Source organism: Sphingomonas paucimobilis NBRC 13935 (assembly GCF_000739895.2).
Classification (GTDB): domain Bacteria; phylum Pseudomonadota; class Alphaproteobacteria; order Sphingomonadales; family Sphingomonadaceae; genus Sphingomonas; species Sphingomonas paucimobilis.
Map to the genome: position 1 here is coordinate 182435 of NZ_BBJS01000014.1, position 21808 is coordinate 204242.

Here is a 21808-nt window from a genome sequence, read left to right on the forward strand (position 1 = left end):
TGCGAACGGACGTGGTGGCTTAAGCCCGCCGATTGCATCAGCAGGCATCCCTTCCCGATCAAACCCTTTTTATTCGCTCGGCCGGCACCCGAAAGCCTCAGGAAACCTCAGCGCCGTCTCCGGCCTCGGTCAGTTCCGCCACCGGCATCAGCTTGGTCAGCGGCCGAACCGCCTGTTCGCCGATCGGCGGCGATTCGATCGCCTTGCCGCCGGTATCGATATTCAGCGCCTCGAACCGCCGCGCGCTGGTCAGCACCTGGCTCTCCAGGCTGCCGACAAAGGCGTTGTAGGCGGTCATCGCCGTATCGAGATTCTTGCCCAGCTTCGACACATGGCCGCCCATCACCGCCAGGCGGGCATAGAGCTCCTTGCCCAGCGCACCGATCTGTCGCGCTTCCTGCGCCAGCTTTTCCTGCCGCCACACCGCCGCCACGGTCCGCGCGATCGCGATCAGGTTGGTCGGGGTCGCGAGCAGCACCCGTTTGTCGAAGGCGAAGTCCCACAGCGTCGGGTCATGCTCCAACGCCGCCGACAGGAAATGCTCGCCCGGCACGAACATGATGACATAGTCGGGCGCGTCGTCGAACTGGTTCCAATAGCTCTTATTGCCCAGGCCGTTGACATGCGCGCGCATCGCCGCGGCGTGGCGGGAGAGGCCCGCCAGGCGCTCGACCTCATCGACCGCACCGAACGCGTCCTGATAGTCGTTGAGCGACACCTTGGCGTCGATCACCAGCGCCTTGCCGCCCGGCACGCGCACGATCGCATCGGGACGGAGCCGACCGCCCTCGCCATCCGCGACGCTGACCTCGGTCTGGAAATCGGCATGTTCGGACAGGCCACAGCTTTCCAGCACGTTGCGAAGCTGCTGCTCGCCCCAACGCCCGCGCGCCTTGGGGGCGTTGCGCAGCGCATTAACGAGCTTGGCCGCCTCGCCCGAGACGCGTTCCTGCCCGATCCGCATCGCCTCGATCTGGCCCTTCAACTCACCAAAGGCGTCGCGGCGTTCGTCCTCGACCTTGCGGACTCCCTCCTCGTAGCGCTGCAACCGCTGGTGCACCGGATCGAGCAAGGCCTTGAGCGTCTGCCCCGATGACTCTTCCGACTGACGGAACCGGGCCTCGGCGCGTTCGAGAAACTGGCGCTGCGCGACTTCAAGCGCGCGGGCCGCCGCCTCGCCGAACTGGGTGTTGATCTGCTCACGCGCTTGGCCCAGCGCCTCGAGCGTCTGGCCATAGGCCGCCTCACGCTCCTGCGCCCGTGCCCGGAGTTCGGCGAGCTCGCGCAGCGCCGCATTGCGCTCGGCCTCTACCGCATCCCGCGCCGCCCGGATCACATCGAGATCGGCCGCCCGCCCGCGCAGTTCGGCGAGCGCCTGAAGCGCATCGCTCCGCTCGCGCTCGGCAGCATCGCGCGCGGCGCGCAGCGGTTGCACTTCCGCCGCCTGGGCCTTGGCGGTGGCCAGCTCAGCGGCAAGACCATCGGCCTTGCGCCGCGCGGCGAGCCACCCGACCAGTCCCCCCAGCACCAGCGCCAATATCGCGACGGCGATCAATTCGGGCATTATCTCAACCTGTCAAAACAACCAACAGGTCGGAACATAGATCGAACAGGCGCGCGCGAACAGGCCTATTCGGCAGAGGGGCCTCAGCCCTTGCGGATCTTGGAGAGCTTGCGCATCAGCATGTCGCGTTTCAGCCGGCTGACATGATCGATGAACAGCACGCCGTTCAGATGGTCCATCTCATGCTGCATGCAGGTGGCGAGCAGGCCGTCGAACTCGGCTTCATGCGCCTCGCCCTTTTCGTCCAGCCACTTGACCTGGCACCGCGCCGGCCGCTTCACCTCGGCATATTGCTCGGGGATCGAAAGACAGCCTTCGTTATAGGTCGACAGCTCTTCGCTGACCGACAGGATTTCGGGATTGATATAGGCCTTGGGGTTCTTGACCGGCTTGCCTTCCTCATCCTCTTCTTCCTGAAGATCGATGACCAGCACCCGCTTGTCGACGCCGACCTGGATCGCCGCCAGGCCGATGCCATGGGCGTCATACATGGTCTCGATCATGTCGGTGACGAGCTGACGGACGGAATCGTCGACCGCCTCGACCGGCTTGGAGACGAGACGCAGACGGGGGTCGGGAACTTCGACGATCGGAAGAATGGCCATGGGCGTGTCGCTACGGCGCAAGGGCAAAAGCGTCAAGCCGGGCGTCAGACCAGCGTCGTTAGACCACCGGGCGCCGCGCTCGCAGCGCCTGCGCCAGGGTCCCCTCGTCCAGATAGTCGAGCTCGCCGCCGACCGGCAGGCCATGGGCCAGCTGCGTCACCCGCACCGGGAAACGCTCGATCCGCTCGGCGATATAATGGGCCGTCGTCTGCCCCTCCAGCGTGGCGTTCATCGCCAGCACGATCTCGTCGATGGCGCCCTTCTCGATCCGGCGGACGAGCGCGTCGATCGCCAGGTCCTCGGGCCGTACGCCGTCCAGCGCGGAGAGCCGTCCGCCCAACACATGGAAACGCCCCGGAAACAACCGCGACCGTTCCAGCGCCCAGAGGTCGGCGACCTCCTCGACGATGCACAAAGCCGCTGGATCGCGGCGGGGATCGGCACAGATCGCGCACGGATTGGCGGTGTCGATATTGCCGCAGGTCGAACAGGTCTCCAGCCGCTCTTCCACCGCCGCCAGCGCGGACAGCAAGGGTGCCAGCGCCGCCTCGCGCTTCTTGAGCAGGTGAAGAACCGCGCGCCGGGCCGATCGGGGGCCTAGGCCGGGAATACGCGCGAGCGCTTGGGTCAGCGCCTCGATCTCGGGGGATGCCATGAGGAACAGATAGGGGGTTGCGCGCCGTCCCGCCAGCGCAGAGAGGCTAGGCCCATGCGGATCATCTTCATGGGCACGCCGGGCTTTGCCGTCCCGGTTCTGGAAGCACTGGCCGAGGCCGGCCATGACATCGTCGCGAGTTATAGCCAGCCGCCGCGTCCCGGTGGGCGGCGGGGGCGCCAATTGGTCGCCTCCCCGGTGCAGCAGACCGCCGAGCGACTGGGCATTCCGGTGTTCACGCCCATCTCGCTACGGGGGCCGGAGGAACAGGCGGCGTTCGCGGCACACGGGGCCGATGTGGCGGTCGTGGCGGCCTATGGCCTGATCCTGCCGCGCGCGATCCTGGATGCACCCCGGCTGGGCTGCCTCAACGTCCATGGCTCGCTGCTCCCGCGTTGGCGGGGGGCCGCGCCGATCCAGCGGGCGATCCTGGCAGGCGATGCGGTGACCGGCGTCGGCATCATGCAGATGGAAGCCGGGCTCGATACCGGTCCGGTGCGGCTGGAGGATTCCACCCCGATCGGGCGCAAGACGACGGGTGAATTGACCGACGAACTCGCGGCGATGGGCGCGCGCCTGATGGTCCGCGTGTTGGAAGACCCAGCGCGCTATCCGCCCCGGCCTCAGCCAGAGGAGGGCATCACCTATGCCGCCAAGATCGACAAGGCTGAGACGCGGCTAGACTTCACCAAGCCGGCCATCGAGCTGGAACGCCAGGTCCGCGCCTTCAATCCGGCGCCCGGGGCCTGGTTCGAGCATGAAGGCGAGCGGATCAAGATCCTCACCGCCGAGCTGGTCGAGGCATCAGGCGAGCCCGGCGAGGTGCTGGACGACCGCTTGACCATCGCCGGCGCGGAGGGTGCCCTCCGCCCTGTGACCGTCCAGCGCGCCGGGCGTGGCGTATCGAGTGCCGAGGATTTGCTGCGCGGTTTCGCCATCCCGGCGGGGACGCGGCTTTGACCCGTTTTGCGCTGACGGTCGAATTTGACGGGCGGCCCTTTATGGGCTGGCAGCGCCAATCGCATGGCCCCAGTGTGCAACAAGCGTTGGAAGATGCCATCCACGCCGTCACGGGCGAGCGCACCGCCGTCCATGCCGCCGGCCGGACGGATGCCGGCGTCCACGGGCTGGCGATGCGCGCGCATGTCGATATCGCCAAGGTGATCGCCCCCTTCCGCCTGATGGAGGCCATCAACGCGCGCATTCGCCCCGCCCCCGTCGCGGTGCTCGATTGCGTCGAAGTCGCCAGCGATTGGCATGCGCGCTTCTCCTGCATCCGCCGGTCCTACGAGTATCGCATCGTCAACCGCCGCGCGCCACTGACCCATGAACTGGGGTTGGCGTGGCAGGTGCCGCAGGCCCTGGACGAAGCGGCCATGGCCGAGGCCGCCGCGCGGCTGGTCGGACGACACGACTTCACCACCTTTCGCTCGGTCCATTGCCAGGCGGACAGTCCGGTGCGGACGCTCGACCTGTTATCGGTGGAGCGCGATGGCGCGCGGCTGTTCATCCGTGCCGCCGCGCGCTCCTTCCTCCATCATCAGGTGCGGTCGATGGTGGGATGCCTGGCGCTGGTCGGCATGGGGCGCTGGACGCCGGATGATGTCGAGGCGGCACTGGTGGCGCGGGACCGGGCGCAGCTCGGCCTCAACGCGCCATCCGACGGGCTGTTCTTCGTCCGGGCGGATTACCCCGACGAAGGCTGACGCACGAAGCGCGCCGCCAGTTCGACATGGGTCGACCAGCGGAACTGCCCCACCGGTTGCACCCATTCGAGCGACCAACCCTGATCGACCATCATCCGCGCGTCGCGCGCGAAGCTCGACGGGTTGCACGACACATAGGCCACCGCACCGACGGCCGCGCTGGCCAGCGCCTCGGCCTGATCGCGTGCGCCGGCCCGCGGCGGATCGAGCACGATCGCATCAAAGCGATCGAGTTCCGCCTTGGTCAGCGGCCGGCGATAAAGGTCGCGATGCTCGGCGAAAACCGCACGTCCGCAAGCATTGGCCGCCCCCTTCAGCGACAGGATAGCGTCGCGCGCACCCTCGGCGGCATAGACCTTGCCCGGCAAGGCAAGTGCGAAGGTGCCGAGACCGGCAAACAGGTCGGCCGTCGTGCGGGGATTGCCGACCGCTTCGGTGACGGCCGCCACCAGCGCGGCTTCACCGTCACGCGTCGCTTGCAGGAAAGCGCCGGGGGGCAAAGGCACGCCGACGCCGCCGAGGGTGATCGTCACCGGCTCGGGCTCCCAACGGGTCTCGGGGCCCATTCCGTCATCGACCGCGAAACGCGCCACCCCGTGACGCTCGCAGAAACCGATGATCGCCTCGGCGGCCTCCAGGCCATCGGGCGAAAAGCTCGTGACCAGAATATCGGCGCCCTGATCGGCCAGCGTCAGATGGACGTCGCCACGCCGCTTGAACCCCAGCCGCTGGAGCAGCCCCCGCAGCGGCGCGACCAGCGCAAAGAGCTCGGGGGCCAGGATATGGCACTCGACGATATCGACGATGGCGTGGCTCTTCTCCTCCGAAAAGCCGATCAGGACGCGGCCGCCCTTGGTTTCGGCATGGAGGGTCGCGCGGCGGCGGCTGCGTGGCGGCGAGAGATGCGCCGGCCGCAGCGGCGCCGTCAGCCCTTGCGCGTCGAGGGCGGAGGCGATCCGGTCGGTGACGAAGCCCGCATAGCTTTCATCGTCGAGATGCTGGAGCTGGCATCCGCCACAGCGCGGGAAATGACCGCAGGGCGGCGTCTGATGGTGCGGGCCCGGCACGACGGCGCCGTCGGCGGACAGGGTGTCGCCGGGGGCGGCAAATGCGGCATGACGCCCGTTTTCGGTCACGCCGTCGCCACGCGCGGCGACGCGGATAATGATATCGCTCATGGCGATCAGCCTCTGACGGCGGAAAGCGCGTCTGCCAAGTCGTCGGCGATGAATGCCCGGCCGCAGCGACGGGCGGCCCGGCCATGAAGCCACACCCCGGCCTCCGCCGCCGCCAGGGGTTCGAGCCCGGCGGCAAGCATCGCGCCGATAGCGCCCGCCAGCACATCGCCTGTGCCGGCGGTCGACAGCCAGGCATTGGCTTCCGGACAGAGGATGGTGCGGCCATCGGGTGCGGCGATGACGGTATCGGCGCCCTTGTGGACGACGACGGCACCGGTCCGTTCTGCGGCATGGAGGGTCTGGTCCGTTTTGGCACCGGTCGCGTCGCCGAACAGATGCGTGAATTCACCGCCATGCGGCGTCAGTATCTTGGGGCCGATATGCTCGCCGAGCGCATCCGCATCGACCAGCCGTAGCGCATCGCCATCAATGACCAGAGGTCGCCCGCTGCCCAGCGCCGCCCCCAGCTTGGCGCGGGCCACATTATCGCGGCCCAGACCCGGACCGACCACGATCGCGCCGATTCGATCGTCCATCAAAGCGTCGGCGCTATAGTCCCGCCGGACGATGGCATGGGGATGGCCGGCTTGCCCGTCGCTTTCGCTCAAATGGAGCACATAGCCCGCACCCGCCCGCAGGGCAGCGGTTGCCGCAAGCTTCGACGCTCCGGACATGGCCCCTGCAACGATCGTGACTAGTCCGCGACTATATTTGTGCGACGCCGCGTTCGGCTCCGGCAGCCATGGTTTGGCCAGGACGCGGGTCCCGCCATCGACCGGAACGCCGATGTCGAGCAGACGGACATGCCCCATTTTTTGCGCGGCGGGTTGCAGCAGGTGGGCAGGCTTCACGGCACCCAACGCCAGCGTGACGTCGAAGCGGGGGACCTCGCCCAGAAGCTGGCCATCATCCGTCGCCACACCGCTGGGCAGATCGACCGCGATGCGCAAGCCAGCCGCCGAAGCCAGCCGAGACAGGGCGGCTTGTACCGATCCGTCCAAGGCACGCGAAAGCCCGGTGCCGAACAGCGCGTCGACCAGGACGGGTGCCGGACCGGCGGTATCCAGAGTTTCTATGCCGCCTTCCCACAGGCTGCGGGCCCAGCGTCCGCTCTCGCTGCGGGGCTCGCCGCTCGCGGTCACCCGCACCGGCAGTCCCTGACGGCGGAGGGATGCCGCCGCCACATAGCCATCGCCGCCATTATTGCCCGGCCCACATAAGACCAGAACCTCTCGCCCGGCCGCCAAGCGCGCCACCGATTGCGCCACGGCCTCGCCAGCGCGCTGCATCAGGGCGGTTTCCCGCATGCCGCCATCGAACAGCACCTGTTCTGCCGCGCGCATGGCCTTGGCGGTCAAGACCACTTGGCCGTCGATCGGGATCATCGGGCGTTGACGGTCGCGGGCAGGCGATAGCGATCGGTTCCCACGGCGACGCCGATCTGCTTGTCGCCCTCCACCGACACGACCGCCGGCAGTGCCCCATCGGCCGCCGCCACCCCGCGACCATCCTGCGTCACTTGGAGCCGCCGGAAACCGCCATCCGGATGCCGGACGGTCAGCACGACCGCCTCACCTCCCGCGCTTTGCTCGACCGTGCAATCACGGCGGAAACCTGCGTGACCGCCCAGCGCGCATTCGATCGGCAGCCCGGGCTTCTGTGCCGCTGCCGTCGCCGTGGCACCCTCGCCGGACTGCTCGCTTTGTCCCCCGGAACATCCGGCCAGCGCCAGCGCGCCGGCCAGATAGACGGACTCAGATATCCGCATAGACATGGCGCTCGTGCTTGGCGCCGGGATGGGTGACGGCGCCCTGGTGCGCCGGGCCGACATTCTGAGCATAACGCCACAACACGCCGGACTGGTAATCGTTCACCCGCGGGATCCAACGTGCGCGACGCTCGGCCAGCACGTCCTCTGCCACGTCGAGGTCGATCGTCCCCGCCTCGGCATCGATACGGATGATGTCGCCATTCTCGACCAGCGCGATCGGTCCGCCATCGGCCGCCTCAGGGCCGACATGGCCGATGCAGAAACCACGCGTACCGCCGGAGAAGCGACCGTCGGTGATCAGCGCGACCTTCTCGCCCAGACCCTGACCGTAGAGCGCGGCAGTGGTCGACAGCATTTCGCGCATGCCGGGACCGCCCTTGGGGCCTTCATAGCGGATGACGACCACGGTGCCGTCGGTGATCTCGCGCGCCTCGACGGCGGCGAACGCCTCTTCCTCGCAGTCGAACACCTTCGCGATGCCATCGAACTGAAGGCGCTTCATGCCGGCGACCTTCACGATTGCACCCTCGGGCGCCAAGCTGCCACGCAGGCCGACGACGCCGCCGGTCGGCGTGATCGGCGTCTTCACGTCATAGATGACCTTCTGGTCGGGGTTCCAGGTGACCTCGTCGATATTCTCGGCCAGGGTCTTGCCGGTGACGGTGATGCAGTCGCCGTGCAGATAGCCGCCCGCCAGCAGCGTCTTCATCAGCATATAGACGCCGCCCGCCTCATACATATCCTTGGCGACATAGCGGCCGCCGGGCTTGAGGTCGGCGATATAGGGCGTGGTCTTGAAGATCTCGGCGACGTCGAACAGGTCGAAGTCGATCCCCGCCTCGTTCGCCATTGCTGGCAGGTGGAGGCCGGCATTGGTCGAGCCGCCGGTCGCCGCCACGACGCGCGCGGCATTTTCGAACGCCTCACGGGTACAGATATCGCGCGGACGAAGGTTGCGCGCGACCAGTTCCATCACCTGCTCGCCCGCCGCCTCGGCAATGCCATGGCGGTCGAGGAAGGGCGCCGGCATCATATTGCTGTTGGGCAGCGACAGGCCGATCGCCTCGCCAACGCAGGCCATGGTGTTGGCGGTGAACTGGCCGCCACAGGCGCCGTGGCCCGGGCAGGCGACCTTTTCCAATGCGATCAGGTCGTGGAGTGGGCAATTGCCCGCCGCGTGCTGTCCGACTGCCTCGAACACGTCGACCACGGTCACGTCGCGGTCGTGATGACGGCCGGGCAGGATCGAGCCGCCATAGACGAAGATCGAGGGCACGTTCAGGCGAAGCATCGCCATCATCATGCCGGGCAGCGACTTGTCGCATCCCGCAAAGCCGACCAGCGCGTCATAGCAATGGCCGCGTACCGACAGTTCGACCGAATCGGCGATCACCTCGCGGCTGACCAGCGAGGACTTCATCCCCTGATGGCCCATGGCGATACCGTCGGTGACGGTGATGGTGTTGAACCGACGCGGCATGCCACCGCCGCGGATCACGCCCCCTTGCGCGGCATCGGCCTGTGCATCGAGCGTGGTGTTGCACGGTGCCGAATTATTGCCCGCGCTCGCCAGCGCGACGAAGGGCTTGGCGATATCCTCTTCCTGGATACCCATGGCGTAGTAATAGCTGCGGTGCGGCGCGCGCTCTGGCCCGACGGAAACGTGGCGGGACGGTAGGCGGGACTTGTCGAATTGGCGTGTCATGGCGCAGGCCTATGTCGCGAGACAGGCCTTTGACGCAAGCAAATTTCGCAAATTACGTTGTGGGCGCGTTTTACGGAGCCCCGTCGGCCGTCAGAGCGATCCCAGCGCCTTAGCCACGCCGTCCATGGTAAACGGCTTCTGCAGTCGCGGCCGATCGCGGAACCGCTCGTCCACCGCATCGTCCGAGCCGCCGGTCGCGAATACGAAGGGGACGCCACGCTCCGCCAACGCTTCGGCGACGGGAGTGCTCTTCTGACCGCCACGCAGGTTGACGTCGAGGATCGCGGCATCGATACCGCCCTCGGCCACACGGGCGAGCGCGTCATCGACGCTGTCGACGGTGCCCGCCACCTGTTTGTCGAGGACGTCCAGGAAATCCTCGAGCATCATGGCGATAAGGGGTTCGTCCTCGACAATGAGGATTTGCACGGGCTCTGTCATCAACCCTGCCATAACATGGTTTGCGTCATCCGCCAGCCGGTTGTTGCGCAAGCGCCGCCTGGGTCGCCTCCGCCAATTGCTGGACGGAGAAGGGCTTGGGCAGGAAACCGACATTGGGCAGTGTGATCGACTTGCGCAGCTGCTCCTCGGCATAGCCCGACATGAACAGCACCGCGAGATCGGGATAGCGCTTGCGCACCAGCCCGACCATGGTCGGTCCGTCCATCGTCGGCATGACCACGTCGGAGATCAGCAGGTCGGGCTTGCCATGTTTGTCGAGCATCTCGAGCGCCGCCTCGCCATTTTCAGCCGCCAGCACGGTATAGCCCTGTCGTGACAGCGCCCGCTCGGCCACCGCGCGGACCATGTCCTCATCCTCGACCAGCAGGATCGTTCCCGATCCCCAGGGGGTCGCGACCGCGCGTGAAACTGGCTTGCCGGAGGGTAGTTGCGCGGCCGGCACGGCGGGGACGGCATGGACCGGCAGATAGATGGAGAATTTGGCCCCCCCACCCGGCGGCGAATCAGCAAAGATATAGCCACCCGATTGCTTGATGATGCCATAGACGGTCGACAGGCCAAGGCCCGTCCCCTTGCCCAGCTCCTTCGTCGTGAAGAAGGGCTCGAAGATCTTGGGCAGGATTTCCACTGGGATACCGGTGCCGTTGTCGCTGATGATCAGCGCGGTATAGTCGGCCGCCGGCAGGATATCGTTGCCCATGGCGCGCACATCGGCCATCGACACCGCACGCGTCTGGATGGTCAGGATGCCGCCGCCCGCCGGCTCATTCTCCAGGATCGCATCGCGCGCATTGACTGCCAGGTTGACGACCACCTGCTCCAACTGGCCCGGATCGGCACGGACCGGGCCCAGATTGCGGCCATGGCTGACGTCCAGACGGACACGCTCGCCCAGCAGGCGCTTGAGCAGGTTCGACACTTCCGACACGACGTCCGGCAGTTGCAGGATTTGCGGGCGCAGCGTCTGTTGGCGGGAGAAGGCGAGCAACTGCCGTGTCAGGCTGGCCGCGCGGTTGGAGTTCGTTCGGATCTGCTGGATATCGTCATAATCGCTATCGCCGGGCGAATGGCGCATGAGCATCAGGTCGCAATGCCCGATGATCGCGGTCAGAATGTTGTTGAAGTCATGCGCCACGCCGCCCGCAAGCTGGCCGACCGCCTGCATCTTCGTCGCCTGTGCGACTTCGCGCTTCAGGCGGCTTTCCTCCGAATTGTCCTTGAGGCTGAGCAACACGGCAGCCTCGCCCAGGCCGCGCGCGCCGGCGATGGTCAGCGCGACCGGTTCCTCCGGATGATCCTTCAGCCGGACCGCCATGTCGGCGGAATGGGTCGCGCCACCGGCAAAGCGCCGGATCGCGTCGGCGACCGCCGCCTTGTCCTCACGGACGACCAGATCGCCCGGATAGAGCGGCGGCGCGGTGCCGCTCACCCCGGCGGCCCGCATGAAGGCCGAGTTCATCTGAATGAAACGCCCATCGCGGTCGACCAGCGCGATGCCAAACGGCATCAGCGCGACCAGCCCCCTCACATGGCTGCCGGAATTGGTCCCGGCCGGGGCGACCAGTTGCGGTTCCTCGTCGAGGAGGATGACCAACATCGGCGCGCCCTCCCCTTCGACAAAGGGGACCTGAAGGATACGTAGCGCCTTGCCGGTGCCCGCCTCGCTCGCGAAATGCACCTGCCCGCTGGGGTCGTGAGCGAGGAAGCTCGTGAAGTCGCGACCCACGATCGACAGCATCTCGCCGCCCATCGCACGGGCACACAGCGCGCGGTTAGCGGCACGGACCCGACCGTCGGGGGCGATCAGCGCGGTCATGATGCCTGCAGCGCCTAGCCGATCGCCCTGGATACCACCGATCAGCCCTTCAACCGTCTCGGCCAGGTCCTGCTCCTCGGCGATGGCGAATCGCCAGACGAGTAGATCGGCTTCGTCGCCGGCCCGCGTAACCAGCACGGAGAGTTCGGTGCCCATCACCGCAATACGATCGGCGCGGCCCAGTCCATCGCGCCACGCCGCCCGTCCCGCCTGCGCCAATGCCTCGACACTGGGCGCATCGAGCGGCACGCCCGGCGGCGTCGGCATCATCGGGAAGAGCGAGGCATAGGCGTCATTGGCGCAGACCAAGCGGCCAGCGCGGTCGGTAACCGCGATCGCATCCGCGCTGGCATCCGCCACCACGCGGGTGAAATCCCAGTCGATCGTCCGCCGGGTCTGCTCGGTCGCGGGGCGCAGCAGGCGCCATGTGGCGAGAATGCCAAAGGCCAGGAACGCGGCCGCCAGAAAACCGACCGCGACGACCCAGTTGTGGACCGCGAAGAACAATAGCGCCGCCGCGCCCAAGCCGCTGACGCTCGAGACGATCGCGGCGCTTTTCAGCGGGGACAAGGCTGGGGGAGACGCGATCGCCATGGCGAAACTCTTCATCCGGCGACCGGGCACGGGTCAAGCGCGATCCTGTGCCCGGTCACGTCTCCGACGCGGTTTACCAGATTCGCACGCGCTGTTCGGGCGTCAGATAGAGTTTCTCGCCCGACTTGGGCTGATAGGCCGCATACCAGGGATCAAGATTGCGGACGACCCAGGCACGCTGCTGCGACGGCGAGTGCGGATCGGTCAGCAGTCGGTTACGCAGGTTCGCTTCCCGGTAGTTGCGCCGCCACACCTGCGCCCAGCCCAGATAGAAGCGCTGGTCGCCGGTAAAGCCGTCGATGACCTTGGCCGGACGCCCACCCAGCGACGCATGATAGGCATCATAGGCCACGGAAAGCCCCGCCAGATCGGCGACATTCTCGCCCAGCGTCAGCGCGCCCTTCACATGCAGGCCGGGCAGCGGCTCATAGGCGTCATATTGCTTCACCAGCGCGCCCGTGCGCGCCTTGAACGCCGCGACGTCGGCGGGCGTCCACCAGTCGGTCAACTGGCCCTTGGCATCGAACTTCGATCCCTGATCGTCGAAATGATGGCTCAGCTCATGGCCGATGACCGCGCCGATGCCGCCATAATTCACCGCGGCATCGGCCTTGGGGTCGAAGAAGGGCGGTTGCAGGATCGCCGCCGGGAAGACGATCTCGACCATGCCGAAATTGGCATAGGCGTTCACCGTCATCGGGGTCATGCCCCATTCCCAGCGCTGGATCGGCTTGCCGAGATGCGCGATGTTATCCTCGTGCCGCCACTGGGCCGCCCGCAGCGCGTTGCCGAAGGCGTCGCCGCTGACGATCTTCAGCCCCGAATAATCCTTCCATCGGTCGGGATAGCCGATCTTGGGCGTGAAGGCGGCGAGCTTGGCATGGGCCTTCGCCTTGGTCTCGGGCGCCATCCAGTCGAGCTGGTCGATGCGCTTGCCCATCGCGGTCAGCACGTTCCGGACCAGCTTGTCGGCCGCCGCCTTCGTCTCGGGCGGGAAGTAGCGCGCGACATAGACCTTGCTGACCTCGTCGGCGAGCGCGCTGCTGGTGAAGTCGACCGCGCGCTTCCAGCGTTCCTGCTGCTGCGGCGTACCCGACAGGGTGGTGCCGTAAAAGGCGAACTGCTCGCGATCGAACTGCGCCGGCAGGACACCGGCGAACTCGTCGAGCGAGCGAACCAGCAACTGGTCCTTCAGCACCGCGATCGGCGTCGACTGGATCAGCGCGGCGATGCCCGTGACGGCGGTCGGCTGGGCGACCACCAGCGTGTCGACCGGAGTGCCCACGCCCTTCAGGTACGTCGCGAAGTCGAAGCCCGGCGCCATCTTCGCCAGATCGGCGACGCTCATCTTGTTATAGGTCTTGGTCCGGTCGCGGCTGTCGATCCGGGTCCAATGCACCTTGGCGATTTCGGTCTCGAACGCGAGGATGGCCTGGGCGCGCGCCTCGGCATCGGGTTCGCCGGCCATGGTCATCATCTTGGCGAGATGTGCCTGATAAGCGGTCCGCGCGGCCGCCAGCTTGGGATCGCTGCTCAGATAATAGTCGCGGTCGGGCATGCCGAGGCCCGCCTGACGCAAGCCCACGGTGTAGATGTCGGGCTGGCGCGCATCCTGGCCGACGCCCGAGCCGAAGGGAATGTCGACGCCGTTGCGATCCGCCTCGGCGAGAAGCGCGGCATAGCCCGACTTGTCGCCCAGCCCCTTGATCCGGTCGAGCCATGGCTTGATCGGGCTCAGCCCCTTGGCTTCGATCGTGCCGGTGTCGAGATAGGTGGCATAGGCGGTGCCGATCTGGTTCCGCTGCCCCTTGGCCTGCTCCAGGATGGTGTGGGTCCGCTCGCGCGACAGGTCGGCCAGCACGTCGAACGCGCCATAGCTCGCCTTGTCGGCGGGGATCGCGGTCGTCTTCGCCCACTCGCCATTGGCGAAGGCGTAGAAGTCGTCGCCGGGGCGAACCGACTTGTCCATGCCCTTCTCGTCGAAGCCGAAGCGGCCATAGGTCGGGCCGTTGGCGGGGGCGGCACGGTTCTGCGCCTGCAACGCCACGCCTCCCGTGATCGCGGTCGCGCCCAGCAGCGCGGCGATGACCAGGTTCTTCATCATTCTCTCCAAAAAACAAACCTCTCCCGATCGCGCGATCGGGAGAGGCCAGGGGTCTGTTATCGTCTTACCAGATGCGGACGCGCTGCGCGGGCGGCAGCGCCATCTTGTCGGTCGGCTGCACCTTGAACGCCGCATACCAGGGGTCGAGGTTGCGAACGGTCAGCACGCGCTCATGGCCCGGCGAGTGCGGGTCGGAGAGCAGCGCCTGACGCAGCGCCGGTTCGCGCCACTTGGTCCGCCACACCTGCGCCCAGCCATAATAGAAGCGCTGGTCGCCGGTCGTGCCGTCGATGATCGGCGCGGGCTTGCCGCCGAGCGACTTGTGATAGGCGTCGAGCGCGACCGTAAGGCCCGCCAGATCGGCGATATTCTCGCCCAGCGTCAGTCCGCCCTGGACATGCTGGCCGGGCAGCGGCTCGTAGCTGTCATATTGCTTCACCAACGCATCGGTGAAGGTCTTGAACCGCGCCACGTCCTGCGGCGTCCACCAGTCGGTCAGCTTGCCGGTCGCGTCATATTTGCGGCCCTGATCGTCGAAATGGTGGCTGATCTCATGCCCGATCACCGCGCCGATACCGCCATAATTGACCGCAGGATCGGCCTTCGGATCGAAGAAGGGCGGCTGGAGGATCGCCGCCGGGAACACGATCTCGTTCATCGGCGGGTTGGCATAGGCGTTGATCGTCATCGGCGTCATGAACCACTCGCCGCGATCGATCGGCTGGCCCAGCTTGTTGAGGTCGCGCTGGAACTCGAACGCGTTGGCGCGCGCGACATTGCCCACCAGATCACCGCGCTGGATGGTCAGCGCCGAATAATCCTTCCACTTGTCGGGATAGCCGATCTTGGGCGTGAAGGCGGCCAGCTTGGCCAGCGCCTTCTGCTTGGTCTCGGGCGCCATCCATTCCAGGTTGCGCAGGCGGTCGCCCATCGCCGCGATCAGGTTCTTGACAAGCGCGTCGGCGGCGGCCTTCGATTCCGGCGGGAAATACTTCGCGACATATTGCTTGCCGACCTCCTCGCCCAGCCCTTCGGAGACCAGACCGACACCGCGCTTCCAGCGCGGCTGCTGCTGCGGCGTGCCCGACAGGGTCGTGCCGTAGAAGGCGAAGTTGGTCTTGTCGAAATCGCTCGACAGATAGGAGGCGTAGCTGCGCAGGACCTTGAGCATCGCATAGTCCTGCAGGACGTTCAGCGGCGTCTCGGCATAGAGCTTGGCCTCACCGGTCACCGCGCTCGGCTGCGCGACCAGATAGGCGGGACGGTTCGCGACGCCCAGCGTCTGCATATACTGCGCCCAGGGGAAGCCCGGCGCCTTGGCGGTGAAGTCCGCCGCCATCCACTTGTTATAGGTCTTGTCCGCGTCGCGGCTCTCGACGCGTGTCCAGTGAACGTTAGCCAGCGCCTTTTCGAAGTTGAAGACGGCGGCCGCACGCGCCTCGGCATTGGGCTCGCCGGCCAGGGTCAGCATCTTGGCGAGATAGGCCTGATAGGCGGTGCGCACCGATGCCAGCTTGGCATCGTCCTTCAGATAATAGTCGCGGTCCGGCAGGCCCAGCCCGCTCTGGCTGAAGCTGACGATATAGGTATCGGGCGCCTTGTCGTCCTGGCCGACATAGGCGCCGAAGGGCGCGCCGACGCCCTGACGCTGGAGCTTGGCCATCTCGACGGCCAGCGCGTTGCGGTCCTTGGTCGCGCGAATCGCGGCAAGCCATGGTTTGACCGGGGCGGCGCCCTTCGCATTGACAGCGGCTTCGTCCATGAAGCTGGCGTAGAAGTCACCCGCCTTGTTGCCCGGCTGCTTGGTGGCCTCGTCCAGGATGGTGCGAGTCTGCTCGAGCGAGCGGTCCTGCAGCACATGGAACATGCCATAGGTAGAGCGATCGGCGGGGATCGTCGTCGTCTTGTACCAGGTGCCGTTCGAATAATCGAAGAAGTCGTCCCCCGGCTTCACCGAGGTGTCGCGCCCCGCCATGTCGAAACCGAAATCGCCGATCTCGGGGCCGTTCTTGGCATTGGGCTTGACCGGGCCGACGGCGGCCTTGTCGATCGGCGCCTGGGTCTGGGCGATGGCGGGGGAAACGGTGGAAGCGAGAAGAGCAGCGATCAGGACAGAGCGCATCTGAGTTCCCAAATAGGACAGTGATGCGACCGTTGTAGCGGGCCGATACGCCTAGTCAAACGATACACCGGTTCAAATATGCGCCGATCTGCGGCGGTTACGCCATTTACGCGCGATCCACAGCCGCCAGCCGAGCGCCGAGGCGGCATAGCCCAGCACCGCGCAGCCACCGGTCAGCACGCACAGCCCCAGACCAAAGGCCGGACCTTGTTCCCACAGCCAATGAAAGGCGCTCGTCGCCCATTGCAGCCATCCGGTCGCCGCCTCGGCCACCGGTTGCGTGTTGATCGGCGTATCGCTGCGCAGCAGCAGCGTGCCGATGCGGTAGGCGATCAGCCACAGAAGCGGCGTGGTCAGCGGATTGGTGATGAAGGTCGTGAGCGCGGCGACCGGAACATTGGCGCGAAACGGCAGCGCGAAGACCGCCGCGATCGCGATCTGCGCCACGGGAAACAGAAAGCCCGCGACCACGCCCAGCGCGACGCCGCGCGGCACCGATCGGCGGGTGAAGCGCCACAACTCCGGCGCCAGCACCCGGTGCGCGACCGGCCGAAGGAGCCGGTTCCTCTCCATCGAATCGCGGGTCGGCATGTTGCGCCGGACCCAGGCCAGCGATCGGCTCCACATGGTCGGCGCGGCGGACGCCATCAGCCGCGATCGCGCAGGATACGGCCCTGCTCGCGCTTCCAGTCGCGCTCCTTGATCGAATCGCGCTTGTCGTGCGCCTTCTTGCCCTTGGCCAATGCCAGCTCCACCTTCGCGCGACCGCGCGAGTTGAAATAGATCATCAGTGGCACCAGGGTCATACCCTCGCGCGCCACCGCCCCATGGAGCTTGTTTATTTCGCGCTCATGAAGGAGCAATTTACGCGGGCGCTTGGCTTCGTGGTTGAAGCGGTTGCCGTGGCTGAACTCGGGCACGTTGGAATTGACCAGCCACACCTCCTCGCCGCGCACCTCGGCATAGGACTCGGCAATCGATCCCTCACCGAAGCGGAGCGATTTCACCTCGGTCCCGGTCAGGGCGATGCCGGCCTCATAGGTGGTCTCAATGGCATAGTCGAAGCGGGCGCGCCGGTTCTCGGCGACGATCTTCTTCTTGTCGAATGTCTGGGGTTTCGGGCGCATGGACGGGCCGATGTAGGCGCTTGTGCCCCGCGTGAAAAGCCGGTCGATGGCGATGTCCCGTTTCCGTTCGGCACGCGGGCGCCGTCGGACTGGCGCAGCGGGGCAAACTGGCGCAAGGGCGCGGGCATGACCATGCGCCCGAAACCCCAGGCTTTCCGGATCGCCGTCATCGGCGTCGCGACGGCCCTGACGGGCGCGTGCGGCGGGGGCAGCGGCCAGGACGAGCCATCGACACCCATCGTCACCCCGACCGCCAGTCCCACGGCGGCTCCCTCGCCCAGCCCAACCGGCACTCCCGCCGGCTGGTGGCGGCCCGACCGCGCGCTGAGCTGGCAATGGCAACTGAGCGGCGCCGTCAACACCAGCTATGCCGTTCAGGCCTATGACATCGACCTGTTCGACACACCAGTAGCGACCATCACCGCGCTGCACAGCGCCGGTCGCCGCGTGATCTGCTATTTCTCCGCCGGTTCGTCGGAAAATTGGCGCAGCGACGATGGTCAGTTCGCAGCGTCTGACCGCGGAAAGGCACTTGAGGGCTGGGCCGGCGAGCGTTGGCTGCGCACCGATTCGCCAACGGTTCGCGCGGTCATGGCGGCCCGGCTCGATCTGGCGCGAACCAAGGGGTGTGACGCGGTCGAGCCGGACAATGTCGACGGCTATGCCAATGCCAACGGACTGGGCCTGACCGCCGCGATGCAGCTCGACTATAACCGCTATCTGGCGACGGAGGCGCATCGCCGGGGGCTGGCGATCGCACTCAAGAACGATCTGGATCAGGTACCGGTGCTCCAGCCCGCCTTCGACTTCGCGGTCAACGAGCAGTGCCATGAGTATAACGAGTGCGGGGCCTATTCGGCGTTTCTGGACGCGGGCAAGCCGGTGCTGGTCGCCGAATATGCCGATCGCTACCGGACCAACGCCAATGGCGCGCGGGATGCGATGTGCGCGGCATCGCGTGCGCAAGGGGTCCGCACGCTTGTCCTCGCGGTCAAACTCGACGACAGCTATCGCTTCACTTGCGACTAGCCCCGCCGAGCGGGATCTTCAGACGCATCATGGCACGGTTGCTGGGGAAGCCCCCAACGCCCGCCTGCTCGACCTCGCCCGATAAGGTGCCGACACCCGCAATGTCGGTCGCAGCCCTGGGAAGACCGTCTTTCGCGCCATAATCCGGAATGGGGCGCAACCGATCGGCTTCCGCCGATCGCCCGCATACGACGACCTCATCGCCCGTGTCGCTCGGTGGGCAATGCCGGCCGGTCGCTGGCTTCCTGGGCATGGGCAGAACGGGGCCGGCCACCGCCTGCGCCATGATCGCAACCGAAATCCACATAAGGCCGACCACTCCCATCGCCGCCCTGCTCCACCGACCGAAGGGTCGGCAAAGATTGCGGCGACAACAGGGCCAACCGGGTCAGATCAGGCCCGCATGGGCCAGTGCCGCATCCACCTGTGCGCGGGCCGCCTCGGACGGCCAGGTCATGGGCAGGCGGACGCCGGTAGCGAAGCCCCGGATCACCCGGCTCAGCGCATATTTAACGGGCCCTGGCGAGGCATCGGCGAACATCGCCTCGTGCAGCGGGAACAACCGGTCGTGCAGTTCCAGCGCGCGCGCCATGTCTCCGGCCGCACAGGCCGCCTGGAAATCGGCGCAGAGACGCGGCGCGACATTGGCGGTCACCGAAATGCAGCCGACCCCGCCCATGGCGTTGAAGGCGAGCGCCAGATCGTCATTGCCCGACAGCTGGCAGAAATCAGGGCCCAGCGCCGAACGGTGGTGCGACACGCGGGCGAGCGCGCCAGTGGCATCCTTCACCCCAACGAAAATCTCCGGTGCCGCCTGGACGACGCGGATCAGGGTCGCGGGCTGGATATCGGTCACCGTCCGACCGGGGACGTTATAGAGGATGATGGGAAGCGGCGCGTCGTTCGCCAGCTCGGCGAAGTGGCGAACGATCCCCTCTTGGCTGGGTCGATTATAATAAGGCGGCACCATCAGCGCGGCGTCGGCACCGGCGGCCTGCGCGGCCTTCAGATTCTCGACCGCGACGATCGTGTCGTTCGACCCCGCCCCCGCGATCACCGGCACGCGGCCATTGGCCTGATCAACGCAGACGCGGACGACATGGAAATGCTCGTCCTTGGGCATGGTCGCCGCCTCACCCGTGGTGCCGCATGCGACCAGCGCGGAAGAGCCCTGCTCTATCTGCCATTCGACGAAATCGCGGAACCGGCCTTCGTCGAACGCACCGCCGACATGATCGCCACGATCCTCGAACGGCGTCACCAAAGCGGGGATAGATCCTGAAAACATGAGGGGAAATGCGCTCCTGCCGCGCCGAAATATGGAATTTGTTCGGGACATGTACGGGTAGAGGCCCTATTCTGTCCACCATGATGGCATTGACGAAAGCGGGCGCGCTCCTGGCAACACTGGCCGGGGCAATGGTGTCGCCGAGCGGACAGGATCAGCTCGACCGGTACCGGACGCAGATGGCGAATATGAGCCCGAACGGCGTCGCCGCGCCCAGCGACGGGGCGATCGCCGCCGCGCTGGCCCAATGGCGCGCGCTGCAACAGACCGATTCGCTGCCCTTCGACAGCTATGCCGGGTTCCTGATGGCGCATCCCGGCTGGCCAGGCGAGGCGAGCAATCGCCGCGCCGCCGAGCGTCAGGCCGCGAACTTCACCGCCGCGCCCAGCAGCATCGTCGCCTATTTCCGCCGTTACCCGCCCCAATCGGCGGCGGGCGGAGTAGCCTATGCCCGCGCGCTACTGGCAACTGGCGCTCCCGGCGAAGCGGCGCAGGCCGCTCGGACGGCCTGGCGCCGCGGGGTGCTGTCGCCGACCGATGAAGCGCTCGTCTTGTCGACCCTCGGCTCGGCCCTGACGCCCGAGGATCATGACGCGCGCATGGACGCCCTTCTCTGGAGCGGACAGACCAGCGCGGCGGCGCGGGTGCTCGGCTATACCAGTTCGGCCCGCCGGCCGATTTTCGCCGCGCGTCTGGCCTTCCGGACCAAATCCGCCGATGCCGCCAGCCTCTCGGCCTCGACCGCCGAGTTGTACGCCAATGATGCCGGCTATGTCGCCGATCGCGCCCTGTGGCTGCGCAACACGGGCGACAGCCTCACCGCCCGCTCCTGGCTGGCGCGGCCCCGGCAGTTGACCGTGCGGCCGGGCAATGTCGAGGAATTCTACGAAACGCTGCTGCTCAACGCGCGCGCCGCGGCGGCGGACAATCAGCTTCAGACCGCCTATGACATCGCACGGCAGGTGGATGACGCCTATCCCGCCGGCACCGATGTCTCCAAGCGCCCCTATGGCGAGCGCGACGACTATACCAGCCTGGTCTGGCTGGGCGGACAGACGGCGATGAAGCTCGGCCGACCGGCCGATGCGATGACGCTGTTCGACCGCTATGGCCGGGGCAGCCAGTCGCCGCAGACGCGGGCGAAGGGCTTTTATTGGGCGGGTCGCGCGGCGCAGGCGGCGGGCCGGCCGGCGGAGGCCGCTGGCTTCTTCAACCGTGCCGCCGAGTATCGAGACCAATTCTATGGGCAATTGGCATTGGAGCGCACCGGCCGACCGCTGACCGCCCCGCCCGCGCTGGCATCGAGCGCAGTCCCCGCGGCGACCCGCGCCGCCTTCGACGCACGTGAGACAGTGCGCGCCGCGCGCCTCCTAGGACAAATCGGCCAGTGGCAGGATCAGACCGCCTTCATCCGCCAGATCGCCGCAGATGCCACGGATGAGAATGACCATCTGCTGGCGGTCGACCTTTCGCGCAGCTTGGCGCGCCCTGACCTCGCCGTCATGGTCGGACGCAGCGCTTTGCAGAACGGGCTGACCGATTATTCGGCCGCCGGCTTTCCGACCATCTCGGTGCCGTCGGGCTACGATTCGAGCTGGACGATCATCCATGCCATCGCCCGGCAGGAAAGCCAGTTCGACCGCGCCGCCGTCAGCCATGCCGGCGCACGTGGGTTGATGCAGCTGATGCCCGCCACCGCCGCCGAGCAGTCGAACAAGATCGGCCTGTCCTATTCGCCCGCCTCGCTGACCACCGATCCGGACCTGTCGATCCGGCTTGGCGCCAGCTATTTCGAGCGGATTCGCAACAACTTCGGTAGCTATCCACTTGCGATCGCGGCCTATAATGCCGGCGGCGGCAATGTGAACAAATGGCTGCGGCAGAATGGCGATCCGCGCACCGGCTCGGTCGATATCGTCGAGTGGATCGAGGCGATCCCCTATATGGAGACTCGCAATTACGTTCAGCGGGTGCTGGAAAACGCCGTCGTCTATGATCTAATGAACCCCGCCCGGGCGACCAGCCGGGGACCGACGCCGCTGAGCTGGTACCTCGGCAAGTCGCAGCCGGGTTGATCGCCCG

19 protein-coding genes are annotated in these 21808 nt (G+C 66.8%); 4 read left to right on the plus strand and 15 right to left on the minus strand.

Translation table 11 applies throughout. From position 1 onward, the window contains the following. Positions 1-97: 97 nt before the first annotated feature. The 3 genes from SP6_RS05515 to recR all read right to left on the minus strand — a co-directional run bounded on the left by SP6_RS05515 (position 98) and on the right by recR (position 2824). Entirely contained in the window at positions 98-1564 is a 1467-nt protein-coding gene (locus SP6_RS05515; protein ID WP_007403355.1) for a DNA recombination protein RmuC, read from the minus strand. Between the two features lie 83 nt (positions 1565-1647). Continuing rightward, on the minus strand, positions 1648-2169 hold the full coding sequence (gene def, locus SP6_RS05520; RefSeq protein WP_007403604.1) for a peptide deformylase: 522 nt from the start codon (positions 2167-2169) through the stop codon (positions 1648-1650). Between the two features lie 58 nt (positions 2170-2227). After that, on the minus strand, positions 2228-2824 hold the full coding sequence (gene recR / locus SP6_RS05525; RefSeq protein WP_007403494.1) for a recombination mediator RecR: 597 nt from the start codon (positions 2822-2824) through the stop codon (positions 2228-2230). A 54-nt stretch (positions 2825-2878) separates the two neighbouring features. Here recR and fmt point away from each other — a divergent pair, with 54 nt between their 5' ends. Then, entirely contained in the window at positions 2879-3784 is a 906-nt protein-coding gene (fmt, locus tag SP6_RS05530; protein ID WP_007403450.1) for a methionyl-tRNA formyltransferase, read from the plus strand. Next, positions 3781-4530, plus strand: coding sequence for a tRNA pseudouridine(38-40) synthase TruA (gene truA / locus SP6_RS05535; protein WP_037567506.1), 750 nt, complete (start codon positions 3781-3783; stop codon positions 4528-4530). The genes fmt and truA overlap by 4 nt, the downstream gene beginning before the upstream one ends. Here the strand turns inward: truA and SP6_RS05540 are convergent. The 10 genes from SP6_RS05540 to smpB form a co-directional block, all read right to left on the minus strand. Continuing rightward, positions 4512-5708 (minus strand): class I SAM-dependent RNA methyltransferase, encoded by a 1197-nt coding sequence (locus tag SP6_RS05540; protein WP_007403628.1) that lies wholly within the window; start codon positions 5706-5708, stop codon positions 4512-4514. The two genes, truA and SP6_RS05540, sit on opposite strands and share 19 nt — an antisense overlap. Positions 5709-5713: 5 nt before the next feature. Further along, complete coding sequence (locus SP6_RS05545) at positions 5714-7093, minus strand: NAD(P)H-hydrate dehydratase (protein ID WP_007403551.1); 1380 nt, start codon at positions 7091-7093, stop codon at positions 5714-5716. Then, complete coding sequence (locus tag SP6_RS05550) at positions 7090-7476, minus strand: hypothetical protein (RefSeq protein WP_007403254.1); 387 nt, start codon at positions 7474-7476, stop codon at positions 7090-7092. The genes SP6_RS05545 and SP6_RS05550 overlap by 4 nt, the downstream gene beginning before the upstream one ends. Further along, positions 7463-9184 carry a dihydroxy-acid dehydratase gene (gene ilvD / locus SP6_RS05555; RefSeq protein WP_037567501.1) on the minus strand — a complete coding sequence of 574 codons (1722 nt, stop codon included), beginning with the start codon at positions 9182-9184 and terminating at the stop codon, positions 7463-7465. Before ilvD ends, SP6_RS05550 begins: the two co-directional genes overlap by 14 nt. Before the next feature lie 90 nt (positions 9185-9274). Continuing rightward, positions 9275-9625, minus strand: coding sequence for a response regulator (locus SP6_RS05560; RefSeq protein WP_037567620.1), 351 nt, complete (start codon positions 9623-9625; stop codon positions 9275-9277). Positions 9626-9650: 25 nt separating this feature from the next. Further along, positions 9651-12056, minus strand: a complete 2406-nt coding sequence (locus SP6_RS05565; RefSeq protein ID WP_113667498.1) for a hybrid sensor histidine kinase/response regulator — start codon at positions 12054-12056, stop codon at positions 9651-9653. Positions 12057-12129: 73 nt separating this feature from the next. After that, positions 12130-14157: a M13 family metallopeptidase gene (locus tag SP6_RS05570; protein WP_037567618.1), complete on the minus strand. Its 2028-nt coding sequence runs from the start codon at positions 14155-14157 to the stop codon at positions 12130-12132. 67 nt (positions 14158-14224) lie between these two features. Further along, positions 14225-16282, minus strand: a complete 2058-nt coding sequence (locus SP6_RS05575) for a M13 family metallopeptidase (protein ID WP_007403564.1) — start codon at positions 16280-16282, stop codon at positions 14225-14227. 72 nt (positions 16283-16354) lie between these two features. Continuing rightward, the gene (locus SP6_RS05580; RefSeq protein WP_007403411.1) at positions 16355-16930 is read right to left on the minus strand and encodes a DUF2062 domain-containing protein; all 576 of its coding nucleotides are present in this window, start codon (positions 16928-16930) and stop codon (positions 16355-16357) included. Beyond that, positions 16930-17409 (minus strand): SsrA-binding protein SmpB, encoded by a 480-nt coding sequence (smpB, locus tag SP6_RS05585; protein WP_007403364.1) that lies wholly within the window; start codon positions 17407-17409, stop codon positions 16930-16932. The genes SP6_RS05580 and smpB overlap by 1 nt, the downstream gene beginning before the upstream one ends. Positions 17410-17535: 126 nt before the next feature. On the opposite strand from smpB, the gene SP6_RS05590 reads away from it, so the two are divergent. Continuing rightward, positions 17536-18438 (plus strand): endo alpha-1,4 polygalactosaminidase, encoded by a 903-nt coding sequence (locus SP6_RS05590; protein WP_007403297.1) that lies wholly within the window; start codon positions 17536-17538, stop codon positions 18436-18438. On the opposite strand, the gene SP6_RS05595 is transcribed toward SP6_RS05590, so the two are convergent. After that, complete coding sequence (locus SP6_RS05595; RefSeq protein WP_007403453.1) at positions 18425-18745, minus strand: hypothetical protein; 321 nt, start codon at positions 18743-18745, stop codon at positions 18425-18427. The two genes, SP6_RS05590 and SP6_RS05595, sit on opposite strands and share 14 nt — an antisense overlap. 81 nt (positions 18746-18826) lie before the next feature. Continuing rightward, complete coding sequence (dapA, locus tag SP6_RS05600) at positions 18827-19726, minus strand: 4-hydroxy-tetrahydrodipicolinate synthase (RefSeq protein WP_007403468.1); 900 nt, start codon at positions 19724-19726, stop codon at positions 18827-18829. A gap of 80 nt (positions 19727-19806) precedes the next feature. Here dapA and SP6_RS05605 point away from each other — a divergent pair, with 80 nt between their 5' ends. After that, positions 19807-21801: a lytic transglycosylase domain-containing protein gene (locus SP6_RS05605; protein WP_007403443.1), complete on the plus strand. Its 1995-nt coding sequence runs from the start codon at positions 19807-19809 to the stop codon at positions 21799-21801. Positions 21802-21808 lie beyond the last annotated feature (7 nt).